This is a genomic window from Streptomyces sp. NPDC020742 (assembly GCF_040641675.1).
Lineage (GTDB): Bacteria > Actinomycetota > Actinomycetes > Streptomycetales > Streptomycetaceae > Streptomyces.
In genome coordinates this window covers 299,528-309,999 of sequence record NZ_JBFAEA010000007.1, presented here as the reverse complement: position 1 = coordinate 309,999, position 10,472 = coordinate 299,528, and the positions used below count along the sequence as shown (strand labels likewise).

General features: G+C 74.7%; 8 protein-coding genes. 4 read left to right on the top strand and 4 right to left on the bottom strand.

What is annotated here, in order from left to right; genetic code table 11:
• The first annotated feature begins 434 nt into the window (after window positions 1–434).
• Together AB0G84_RS16210 and AB0G84_RS16205 are read left to right on the top strand one after the other, a co-directional pair.
• Window positions 435–1,190, top strand: a complete 756-nt coding sequence (locus AB0G84_RS16210) for a methyltransferase (RefSeq protein WP_361320504.1) — start codon at window positions 435–437, stop codon at window positions 1,188–1,190.
• A 258-nt stretch (window positions 1,191–1,448) separates the two neighbouring features.
• The gene (locus AB0G84_RS16205; RefSeq protein ID WP_361320502.1) at window positions 1,449–1,850 is read left to right on the top strand and encodes a DUF3040 domain-containing protein; all 402 of its coding nucleotides are present in this window, start codon (window positions 1,449–1,451) and stop codon (window positions 1,848–1,850) included.
• A gap of 717 nt (window positions 1,851–2,567) precedes the next feature.
• Here AB0G84_RS16205 and AB0G84_RS16200 read toward each other — a convergent pair.
• The 4 genes from AB0G84_RS16200 to AB0G84_RS16185 all read right to left on the bottom strand — a co-directional run bounded on the left by AB0G84_RS16200 (window position 2,568) and on the right by AB0G84_RS16185 (window position 8,296).
• Entirely contained in the window at window positions 2,568–5,000 is a 2,433-nt protein-coding gene (locus AB0G84_RS16200; RefSeq protein ID WP_361320500.1) for a DUF3488 and transglutaminase-like domain-containing protein, read from the bottom strand.
• Window positions 5,001–5,067: 67 nt separating this feature from the next.
• The gene (locus AB0G84_RS16195) at window positions 5,068–6,450 is read right to left on the bottom strand and encodes a DUF58 domain-containing protein (RefSeq protein WP_361320498.1); all 1,383 of its coding nucleotides are present in this window, start codon (window positions 6,448–6,450) and stop codon (window positions 5,068–5,070) included.
• Complete coding sequence (locus AB0G84_RS16190) at window positions 6,450–7,433, bottom strand: MoxR family ATPase (protein WP_361320571.1); 984 nt, start codon at window positions 7,431–7,433, stop codon at window positions 6,450–6,452. The genes AB0G84_RS16195 and AB0G84_RS16190 overlap by 1 nt, the downstream gene beginning before the upstream one ends.
• 305 nt (window positions 7,434–7,738) lie before the next feature.
• Window positions 7,739–8,296: a carbonic anhydrase gene (locus AB0G84_RS16185; RefSeq protein ID WP_361320496.1), complete on the bottom strand. Its 558-nt coding sequence runs from the start codon at window positions 8,294–8,296 to the stop codon at window positions 7,739–7,741.
• A gap of 505 nt (window positions 8,297–8,801) precedes the next feature.
• Here AB0G84_RS16185 and rsmH point away from each other — a divergent pair.
• Complete coding sequence (rsmH, locus tag AB0G84_RS16180; RefSeq protein WP_361320494.1) at window positions 8,802–9,773, top strand: 16S rRNA (cytosine(1402)-N(4))-methyltransferase RsmH; 972 nt, start codon at window positions 8,802–8,804, stop codon at window positions 9,771–9,773.
• Window positions 9,770–10,465, top strand: coding sequence for a septum formation initiator family protein (locus AB0G84_RS16175; protein WP_361320492.1), 696 nt, complete (start codon window positions 9,770–9,772; stop codon window positions 10,463–10,465). Before rsmH ends, AB0G84_RS16175 begins: the two co-directional genes overlap by 4 nt.
• Window positions 10,466–10,472 lie beyond the last annotated feature (7 nt).

Below are 10,472 nucleotides of genomic sequence, written 5' to 3'. Positions count from 1 at the left end.
CTGCGGTGTCCCGGCGTGGGTGGCGGTGCCGCGGGAGGGCAGGTGCGGTGTCCCGGTGTGGGTGGCGGTGCCGCGGGAGGGCAGGTGCGGTGTCCCGGTGTGGGTGGCGGTGCCGCGGGAGGGCAGGTGCGGTGTCCCGACGTGCGTGGCGGTGCCCCATGAGGAAGCTGTGGTGTCCCGACGGGGCGGCGGTGCCCACGGGGCAGCAGCCGTGTCCCGACGGGGGGGCGGTGGCGCGCGGGGGAGTGGTGGCGGAGCGGGCGGGTGGGCAGGGGCGGGGCTCCGGGGGAGGGAAAGGAGAGGTGCGCCGCATCCCGGGCCGCTCCGGGAAGCTCCTGGCTGCTCCGGCAGGCTCCGCGATCGGCGGACGCCCCGGAACGGAATAGGGTGGTGGGCAACTGGATGTTCATGCCCCCGCCGAGGAGCCACCCGCCGTGTCTGACCAGCTGCGCCCGCGCGCTTCCCTTCGTACCGCCGTGGTCTGGGAGGTCCTCAAGGACGCCCTGGAGCGCCGGGTCAAGGCCGCCGGGCGCGACGCCCTGGACGTCCTCGACACCGGCGGCGGCACCGGCAACTTCGCCGTACCGGTCGCCCGTCTCGGCCACCACGTCACCGTCGTCGACCCCAGCCCCAACGCCCTGTTCGCCCTGGAGCGGCGCGCCGCCGAGGCCGGCGTCGCCGACCGGGTGCGCGCCGTCCAGGGCGACGCCCACGGCCTGTTCGACGTCGTCGAGCGCGGCGGCTACGACGCCGTGCTCTGCCACGGCGTCCTGGAGTACGTCGACGACCCGGCCGAGGGCATCGGCAACGCCGTCGACGCGCTCCGCCCGGCCGGCACCCTCAGCCTGCTCGCCGCCGGTCTGGGCGGCGCGGTGCTCGCCCGCGCCCTGGCCGGGCACTTCACCGAGGCCCGCCAGGCGCTCACCGACCCCGCGGGCCGCTGGGGCGAGGGCGACCCGATGCCCCGCCGGTTCACCGCCGAGCAGCTCACCGAGCTGGTCACCGGCACCGGCCTCCAGGTCGGCGCGGTCCACGGCGTACGGGTCTTCGCCGACCTCGTCCCGGGCGTGCTGGTGGACACCGAGCCGGGAGCGATGGACGCCCTGCTGCAACTGGAGGCCGCCGCCGCGGAGCAGCCCGCCTTCCACTCCGTGGCCACCCAGCTGCACGTCCTGGCGGAGCGCGACTGACTCCGGTTGCGCGTCCGGCCACCGCGTGCAGTCGGCCACAGGCCACCCGATCAGCCTCTTCGCCCCGTATGATCGGGGTACGACGTTCCGGCATGACGGACCGGCGGGTGGGGAATGCAGGCAGCATCACCACCGGCCGCAGCGGCGGCCCGGACCGTGAATTGGCGTTGAGGGGCGGGTTTCACGGGGGCGAATCCCTGCCTATCCTGAAAGGGTCGCACCCGGTCGCCCCCCGCGACCGACGAGTAGGAGGACTCCGTGCCGCTCTCGGAGCACGAGCAGCGCATGCTCGAGCAAATGGAGCGAGCGCTGTACGCCGAAGATCCCAAGTTCGCGACAGCGCTTGAGGGAAGCGGGCTGCGTACGTACACCCGGCGACGGGTCTACCAAGCGGTCGCGGGCTTCCTGGTGGGTATCGCCCTGCTCATGGCCGGCATGGTCGCGCAGCAGATCTGGATCAGCGTGGTGGGCTTCCTCGTCATGCTCGGCTGCGCCGTACTGGCCGTCACGGGATGGCGCAAGGCTCCCAAGCCGGGCGAGCGGCACGCCGCCGGCGCCCCGGGGGCACCGGTACGCCGTCAGTCCAGGCAGCGCCGCTCGATGATGGACCGTATCGAGGACCGCTGGCAGCGGCGCCGGGACGAACAACAGGGCCACTGAGCCGGCGGGCCGGACCGGCCCTCCGGCCTTCTTCATCCCGCGCCCCCGCGCCCCGGCCCTCCGCCCTTCTCGCGCTTCGTGTGGTGGCCGCCCGATCCTGTCGGGCGGCCACCACACGTCTGTAGGGGTGGTGCCACGCTCCGTGGATGCGGGGCGGGATACCGCGCGCCGATGCCCAGGGGGCAGGTGGTGCGCAGGGGCAGGTGGTGCGCAGTGCCGATGTCCGGTGCTCGGGGGCAGGCAGTGCCCACGGCCGGTGTCCGGTGCCCGGAGCCGGTACCCAGGGGCAAGCCGCGTCCAGTGCCGAGGTCCGGTGCCCAGGGCCGGTGGCCGGGGGTAAGCCGTGCCCAGGGCCGGTGCCCGATGTGGGGTGCCCGGCCGGAGGCGGCGGGGCCGTGGTCCGGGAAGGGCGGGCGGCACGCCGTCGCCCCGGGCGGGCCTGCACGCCCGCACCCGGCCTCGTAGAACCGGCCGCGTCTCCCGGCCTCTGCTCGTACCAGCTGCCGTCCGCCCGCCCTCGTCCGTGCACAGGCCCCGCCCTCTCGTCCGCACGCGGCAGACGCCCGCACAGGGCCTCACGCCCGCACGTGCCCTGGCCGTCCGCCCAGTCCGCACATGCCTGGCACCCATACGACCCTGGCGTCCGCCCGCACACTCCGGACGGCCGCTGCTGCCCCGGGCGGCGCCGAGGGCGGGCAGCGCGGGCTCACACCGGCGTCACACCCGCTGCCGCCCTGGCCGGAGCACGGCCACCGCCCGGCGCACCACGGCCACCGGACGGCGGGTGCGCAGCCGGTGCAGCAGCGACGCCCAACGGGTCGAACAGGCCCGGCGCAGCCGGGCCGCGGAGCGCGGGGCCAGCAGGGCGCGGAGTCGTATGCCACGGGTCGCGGCGGACCGCAAACCGGCCCGCACCTGCTCCACGTCCTGGACCAGGCCGGCCGTGGCACGGGGCTGCGGGGCGTAGAGCGCCTGCTCCACCGCCTCCGCAACGCGGTACGCGGCAGCGGCGGCCTCCGGCGCCAGCTCCCCGATGCGGACGATCCGGGCGGCCGCCTTGCGCGGGGTGAGCGCATCGTCCGGGAGGACGCCGAAGTCCCACGCGGTGTCCAGCAGCTCCTGCCAGGTGGCCAGGGTGGCCGCCGTGCCGCCCCCGTCCGCGCCGCCCGCCGCCCGCCGTTGGGAGCGGACCCGCAGCCGCCACAGCAGCGGGACCGCGGGCAGCAGCAGGACCAGCAGGGCCGCCAGCGCCAGGCCGGCCACCGCCCAGGGCGACGGACCGCCCTCCGCCGGGTGCGCACCGGACACCTCCGGCACCGTCACGCACCCCACCGTTGAGGAACCGACGTGCCGGTCGCCGGGGCTGCAGGAGGCCGCCGCCGACGGCTCGTCCGAGGGCGCCTGCTCCCGTGAGGGCTCGGGCGCCGGACTGCCGGTGTCGGCCGGACCGGAGGTGTCCTGGTAGGCGTAGTCCGGGATACTGCCCCGGCTCGGGGTCGGCTCGAAGCGGGTCCAGCCGATGCCCTGGAAGTACAGCTCGGGCCAGGCGTGCGCGTCCTTGAGGCCGACCGAGGTCGTGCCGTCGGGCTGCTTGACACCCGGGGTGAAGCCCACCGCGACCCGGGCCGGGATGCCCAGGGTGCGGGCCATGGCCGCCATCGAGAACGAGAAGTGGACGCAGAAGCCCTGTTTGTCCTGGAGGAACCGGGCGATGGCCTGGGAGCCGCTGCCCGCCCGCACATCGGTGTTGTAGCTGAAGCCGCCGTCGAGTGCGAACCAGTCCTGGAGCTTCACGGCCTTGGCGTAGGCGGTCGGTGCGCCATGGGTGATCCGCCGGGCCGTGGACCGTACGACCGGCGGCAGCGAGCCCGGGACCTTGGTGTACTCGCGCAGCAGGTCCGCGGGCGGCGCCGGGGCGGTGGCCAGCTGCCGCGAGGTGGGCCGGACCTGCAGGCTCTCGACCTGGTACTGCAGACCGCGGGTGTTCTGCCCGCGGTCACCGACCAGCGTCCGGCCCTGGGGCTCGTAACGCCAGCGGCCGGTGATGTCCACCCTGGACGCCGGGTAGGGCAGCGGCAGCCAGTTCTGCGCGTACCAGCCGGCGGTCGAGATGGAGGTGTTGATGCGGTTGCGGTCGACAGCGGAGCTGAGGCCGGCCGGCTCGGGGAGCCGCTCGGGGACGTCGGTGACCGTGCGCTCGGACGGCTTCCACGAGGCGCCGTCGAACTGGTCCAGGGCGACGATCCGCAGGTAGAGGTCGCGGGTGTCGGCGGCGGTCGTGCGGTAGTTGAGGACCTCCTTGTCCTCGGGCTGGTTGAGGCTGTCCTGCAGCGACACCAGGGGGTTCACCGCGGAGATGGTGCCGCCTCCGCCGCCGGGGCCGTTCCCGCCGCCCGCGGGGCCGAGCAGCCCGCCGTCTAGCGAGGGCAGCGCGGCGGGCACCACCAGCGCGATCCCCAGCGCCAGGGCCCCGATCCGACGGCCGGTGCGGAACGGGGCCGGCCCGGCCGCCCCGGCTGCCGGCAGCCGTCCGCTGCCCGGCAGGCCCGGGCCGGGCGCCCCGAAGACCCGGCCCCACTGGGCGAGCCGGTCGCGGCCCTCGGCCAGCAGGAGCAGCAGATAGCCGGCCGCCGCGATCAGGAACCACAGCCAGCCCGCGCCGCCCTGGGACAGCCCCGCCGCCACCGAGTAGAGGGCCAGCAGCGGCAGGCCGGCCGGTGCGGCGCTGCGGTAGGTGACCGCCAGCGCGTCCACGGCCAGGCCGATCAGCAGCACCCCCGTGACCAGCAGCAGCCGGATGCCCGGCGTGACCGGGGCGGGGATGGCGTACCGGCCGACGTCCTGCACACCGGAGTGCACCAGCCGGCCGAACTCCGCGAGCGCGTCCGGGCCCGGTATCAGTCCGAGGATCGCCTCGCCCGGTGTGCACAGCACGGTCAGCATCAGGACCACGACCAGGGCCTGGGCGCCGATGGTCAGCGGCCCGGCCAGGGGGATCCGGCGGGCCAGCGCGCCCGTGGCGGTCATGATCGCCAGCAGTACGGCGGCCTGGAACAGCCAGGTCACCGGGTCCACCAGCGGCAGCAGCGCACCGGCGGAACAGAGGGTGGCCACCACCGCACACAGCGCCAGACGCACCCGCCCGCTCATGCCCACGCTCCGTTCCGTCCGCGCCCGTCCGCGGACGGCCCGCGGCGCCCCTTGTGTACCTGCCCCGTCATGACCGGCCCCCTGTCGCCGCCCGCGCGGCCCCGTACGCGTCGCCGCCCTCGTCCGCCACCCGCACGGACACCGCGCCGGCCTGGTCCGCCGCCGTGCGCCACAGCCCGGCGAGGGTGTCCCCGGGGACTACCGGCAGGGCCGTCCAGCCGGCCTGCCGCAGCAGCCGCAGCCGCTCGGCCACCGGGACCTGTCCGGCGGTGAATCCGATGCCTCCGGGGCCGCGGTGCCAGGCCTCGCCGTCCAGGACGAAGGCGATCGCCGCACCGCTGCGCCGCCGCATCTGCCCGGCCACCGCGGCCTGTTCCTCGTCCAGGTCGCCGAAGAAGGCGACCAGCAGTCCTTCGCCGCCGCGCAGCACGTCGTACGCCGCCGAGAGACCCTCCTCCTCGGAGTGCTCCAGCACGGCGAGGGTGTCCAGCAGCAGGCCCGCGGTGTCGGCGGAGTCCGAGCTGCCGGTGCTGTCGGGGCCGGGCACGCATTGACCGGTGTCCGTCAGCAGCCGCACCGAGAAGCCGCGCTCCAGCAGGTGCGCCGCCGCCGAGGCGGCCGCGGTCACCGCCCACTCGAAGGCGGAGTCCGGTCCGCTGCCCCGGTGGGCCGACTCGCGGGTGTCGAGCAGGACCGTGCAGCGCGCCTTCTGTGGCTGCTCCTCCCGGCGGACCATCAGCTCGCCGTGCCGTGCGGTGGACCGCCAGTGGATCCGGCGCAGGTCGTCGCCGTGCCGGTAGCCGCGGGGGATGACGTCGTCGTCGCCGGCCAGCGCCGGCGAGTGCAGCCGCCCCTCGCCGTGGCCGGCCGTCTCGCCGGCCAGCGGGACGGCCGGCAGCGGCTCGGTACGCGGAACCACCGTCAGGGTGTCGAACGAGCTGAAGGAGCGGGTGAGTTCGCACATGCCGAACGGGTCGGACAGCCGCAGCTCCAACGGCCCCAGCGGGTAGCGGCCGCGCAGATCGGAACGGACCCGGTAGGACACCTCGCGGTGACCGCCGGCCTCGACCCGGTCCAGGACGAAGCGCGGCCGGGGCCCGAGGACGTAGGGCACCCGGTCCTGGAGCATCAGCACGCCCGTGGGCAGCCGGGAGAGGTTCTCCATCCGCAGCAGGACCCGGGAGGCGGTGGCGGCAGGCACCCGGTCGGGGGAGAGCGTACGGCTGCCGGCGACCCGGTAGCGGGTGCGGTGCAGGACCAGCACGCACACCAGCGGCAGCGCCGCGAGCAGCAGACCGACCCGCAGCAGATCCGGCTGCCCGAGGACGTAGGAGCACGCGGCGGCGGCCAGCCCGGCCGCCAGGAACGACCTGCCGCGGGTCGTCAGCCCTCCGAAGGCCGCCCGCAGCGCGCCCTGCTGCGGCGTTCCCTCGCTCCCCCCTCCGGTCATCACAGCCCCCGTACCCCCGGCGGCCGCCGGCCGGGTGTCCGCCAGGACGGCGCGGACGGGTCGGGGACCGGGACGCGCTGCAGGATCTCCAGCACCAGCGTCTCGGCCGTACGGCGGTTCAACTGGGCCTGGGCGGTGGGCAGCAGACGGTGTGCGAGCACCGCCACCGCCAGCGCCTGCACATCGTCCGGCAGGGCGAACTCCCGCCCCAGCAGCGCGGCGGAGGCCTTGGCGGCGCGCAGCAGGTGCAGGGTCGCCCGCGGGGAGGCGCCCAGGCGCAGCTCCGGGTGGCTGCGGGTGGCCGCCACCAGGTCGACGGCGTACCGGCGGACCGGTTCGGCGACATGCACCTCGCGCACCGCGTCGATCATCTTCAGCACGTCGTCGGCGTGCGCCACCGGCTGGAGCGCGTCCAGCGGCGAGGCGCTGCCGTGCACATCGAGCATCTGCAGCTCGGCGGCGGGACTGGGGTAGCCGATGGACACCCGCGCCATGAAGCGGTCCCGCTGGGCCTCGGGCAGCGGATAGGTGCCCTCCATCTCCACCGGGTTCTGGGTGGCGACGACCATGAAGGGGCTGGGCAGTTCGTAGGTCTGCCCGTCCATGGTGACCTGGCGCTCCTCCATCGACTCCAGGAGCGCGGACTGGGTCTTGGGCGAGGCGCGGTTGATCTCGTCGCCGATGACGAGCTGGGAGAAGATCGCGCCGGGCTTGAACTCGAAGTCCCGCTGCTGCTGGTCGAAGATGCTGACGCCGGTGATGTCGGAGGGCAGCAGGTCCGGGGTGAACTGGATGCGCCGCACCGAGCAGTCGATGGAACGGGCCAGCGCCTTGGCGAGCATGGTCTTGCCGACGCCGGGCACGTCCTCTATCAGCAGGTGCCCCTCGGCCAGCAACACGGTCAGCGCGAGCCGTACGACCTCCGGCTTGCCCTCGATCACGCTCTCCACCGACCGGTGCACCCGCTCGGCGGTGGTGGTCAGATCTCCCCCTGCGCTCGGCTCTGCGCGCGCGGGGGGAGCCCCAAGGCTCGCTCGTTCGTCATACGTCGTCACTCGGCCCTCCTCGGCCCTGAATCACGGGCCGATGCCTCCTGATGCGGACCCGGCCCCTCCCCGAATGAGCCGTCCCCGGAATCGGCCGGGGGCGACGTCACCTACGCATTCTTGCCGCCCGCGCCGTCCCGCGTCATGGCCTGTGGACAACTCGCCAATTCGAATCCGGGCCTTCCCGGCGAACCAGGCGTTACGGTGCCGGCCCCGCCCATCGGCCGGGCCGGCACCGCAGGTCAGGCCTGGGGGGCGATCTCCCGCAGCAGGCCGGTCTGCACGTCGAACACAAAGCCGCGCACATCGTCGGTGTGCAGCAGGAAGGGCGAGGTGCGCACCCGCTCCATGGACTGCCGCACGTCCTCGTCGAGGTCGCGGAAGGCCTCCACCGCCCAGGTCGGACGCTGGCCCACCTCCTCCGCCAGCTCGTGGCGGAAGTCCTCGGTCAGGCTCAGCAGACCGCAGCCGGTGTGGTGGATCAGGACGACCGAGCGGGTGCCGAGGGCGCGCTGGCTGATCGTCAGGGAGCGGATGATGTCGTCGGTGACCACACCGCCGGCATTGCGGATGGTGTGGCAGTCGCCGAGTTCGAGGCCGAGGGCGGCGTGCAGGTCGAGCCGGGCGTCCATACAGGCCACGACGGCGACCTGACGGACGGGGCGGGCGTCCATGCCGGGGTCGGTGAAGGAGGCGGCGTAGCGCTGGTTCGCCTCGACGAGGCGGTCGGTGACCGAGCCGCCGGCGTCGGCGGTGCGGTCGGCGGACGGGGGCAGCGGCGAAGAGGCAGGTATGGACATGGATTCACGGTAATCCTCGACGGCCCGGCCGGCCGCACGAGAGGCGGGGCATAGGGGGCAACGTCACCCCTTGTGAGGTAATGCACAGGCCCGGATGCGCCCCCGCCGTACGGGTGAGGAGCCGGCCGGAACGCCCGTGGGAAAGCCACCGGGGGACGCGCGCAACCAGTTGATTGACCGCGCTGGCCGGTGGACTAAAGTGGCGCGAAGTGGGAGGCGTGACGCTCTCCTCGGATACCGAACTCCTCGCGTGCGCGACGCGTACGTACGGCTCGGCCTCCTCCCGCTCCCAAGGTCTTCCGACGTCACTTCCCCGTCGCCGGAGGGCCGCTTCCCCTTCAGAGCGGGCGGGGACCAAGCGGTACGTGCGGCACCCCCAGCCAGCGGCCGGGGACCCACCTGCCGCCCACCCCATCGGAAGGCATATGAGCGAGCGCAGCGAGCGAATCAGGAAGAGGTGCGCGCTCCGCGTGTGCGGGCCCGCCGAGCACCACGGGGCCGGCGCATGAGCGGCAACAACACCCGCCACGTACCGGTCATGCTCCAGCGCTGTCTGGACCTGCTCGCCCCCGCGCTCACCGAGCCCGGCGCGGTCGTCGTCGACTGCACGCTCGGCCTCGGCGGGCACAGCGAGGCGCTGCTCTCCGCCTTTCCCGAGGCCCGGCTGATCGCCCTCGACCGCGACCCGTCCGCCCTCAAGCTCGCCGGGGAGCGGCTGGCGCCGTACGGCGAGCGCGCCACCCTGGTGCACGCCGTCTACGACCAGCTCCCCGAGGTGCTCGACCGGCTCGGGATCCCCCGCGTCCAGGGCGTGCTGTTCGACCTCGGTGTCTCCTCGATGCAGCTCGACGAGGCCGACCGCGGCTTCGCGTACGCGCAGGACGCCCCGCTGGACATGCGGATGGACCAGACGACCGGCATCAGCGCCGCCGAGGTCCTCAACACCTACCCGCCCGGTGAGCTGGTGCGGATCCTGCGCTCCTACGGGGAGGAGAAGCAGGCCAAGCGGATCGTCGCGGCCGTCGTCCGCGAGCGCGCCAAGGAGCCGTTCACCAACAGCGCGCGGCTGGTCGAACTGATCCGTGACGCGCTGCCGCAGGCCGCCAAGCGCACCGGCGGCAACCCCGCCAAGCGGACGTTCCAGGCGCTGCGCATCGAGGTCAACGCTGAGCTGGCGAGCGTAGAACGGGCCATTCCGGCGGCCGTCCAGGCGCTCGCGGTCGGCGGCCGGATCGCCGTGCTGTCGTACCAGTCCCTGGAGGATCGCCTGGTCAAACAGGTCCTCACGGCCGGTGCGACCAGCACAGCGCCGCCCGGTCTGCCGGTCGTGCCCGAGCGCTACCAGCCCCGCCTGAAGCTCCTCACCCGCGGCGCCGAACTGCCCACGGAGGAGGAGATCGCCGAGAACCGCCGGGCCGCGCCCGCCCGGCTGCGCGGCGCCGAGCGCATCCGGGAGAACGTCGAGGACGGCACGTGAGAGGCCAGGGGCGGCCGCGCGGCGGGCAGAAGCGGTTCTCCGCGCTGTTCCCGTCCGCCGCCGCCCCGCGCACCGCCGCCCGTGCGCCCTTCGTCCTGCTCATCGTCGTGCTGCTCGGCTCCGGGCTGATCACCCTGCTGCTGCTCAACTCCGCGCTCAACCAAGGGTCGTTCGAGCTCAGCAGGCTGGAGAAGAAGACCGACGAGCTGACCGACGAACAGCAGGCGCTGCAGCAGGAGGTCGACGGGTACTCCGCCCCGGGGGAGCTGGAGCGGCGCGCCCGTCGGCTGGGGATGGTCCCCGGCGGCAGCCCCGCCTTCCTGCTCCCGGACGGCCGGGTGCTCGGCAAGCCGGGAGTGGCCACCTCGGAGGGGACGCCGCTGAGCACCGCCGCCCAGCCGTCGGCGGCCGCCCTCCTGGGCATGACCGTCCCGCGGGCGCCGTCCGGCCCGCCGGTGGCACCGGTCGCCCCGCCCGCCGTCCAGCGCCCGGTTCCCGCCTCCTCGGGCACCCTGGGGCCAAAGAGCACACCGGGCGCCGCACACGCCCAGGGCAGTCCGGTGCCGCCGGCCTCCGGCCCGTCCGCCCCCTCGCACCCTCCGGCCCCCGCCGCTCCGCGCCCCGCGGCCGGCAACGCCGCCCCGGCACCCCGCTCCGCGACCGCCCTCTCCCCGACGACCTCCGGCAGGTGACCGCGGC